Here is a 231-nt window from a genome sequence, read left to right on the forward strand (position 1 = left end):
CGATGATGGCGCTGAGGGTGTGGCCTTCGTCGAGGATGTCGTCGACGATCAGCACGTCACGGTCGATGAACGAGACTTCAGGCTTGGCCTTCCAGAACAGCTCACCGCCGCTGGTCTGGTTGCGGTAGCGGGTGGCGTGCAGGTACGACGCTTCCAGCGGCAACCACCTCGACCTGGAAATGCGCCTGGCCCTGACCATGGCCCTGCAGGAGTTCGCCGGTGCCGTGGTGG

Annotated in this window: 2 pseudogenes; one reads left to right on the plus strand and one right to left on the minus strand. The window is 64.5% G+C overall.

The window, feature by feature from the left end:
* Nucleotides 1–160 (minus strand): annotated as a pseudogene (locus tag SB756_RS36015) (hypoxanthine-guanine phosphoribosyltransferase); the annotation flags it as partial.
* Between the two features lies 1 nt (nt 161).
* Between SB756_RS36015 and SB756_RS36020 the strand changes: the two are divergent.
* A pseudogene (locus SB756_RS36020) lies at nt 162–231 on the plus strand (hypothetical protein); the annotation flags it as partial.

The organism is Pseudomonas sp. SIMBA_068, assembly GCF_046534705.1.
In the GTDB taxonomy this organism is placed as follows: Bacteria; Pseudomonadota; Gammaproteobacteria; order Pseudomonadales; family Pseudomonadaceae; genus Aquipseudomonas; species Aquipseudomonas putida.